We start from the raw sequence: 222 nt of genomic DNA, 5'->3' as shown, positions 1-222 counted from the left end.
CTTCGATAGATTGCTCATTATTATCAAGAATTTCTGTTACAACTTTACGAAGTGTACCCTCGTCAGAAATTTGAACAAGGCCTTTCGCTTTAACGATTTCTTCTGGGTCTCTACCTTTTTCAATTAATTGAACCATTTTAGATAAACCAGCAGGCGTTAATGCAACGTCTTTTAATTCTTTTTGTTGTTTGTTTAAGTACGCAAGCACTTCACCCATTAACC

General features: G+C 35.6%; 1 pseudogene. It reads right to left on the bottom strand.

The features are described from left to right. Window positions 1–222 (bottom strand): annotated as a pseudogene (locus MR083_RS27490) (Asp-tRNA(Asn)/Glu-tRNA(Gln) amidotransferase subunit GatB); the annotation flags it as partial.

The sequence above is a fragment of the Bacillus cereus group sp. BfR-BA-01408 genome, from assembly GCF_022663305.1.
In the GTDB taxonomy this organism is placed as follows: Bacteria; Bacillota; Bacilli; order Bacillales; family Bacillaceae_G; genus Bacillus_A; species Bacillus_A pacificus.
Note: the sequence above shows the minus strand (reverse complement) of the source record. Positions and strands in the feature narration are given on the sequence as shown.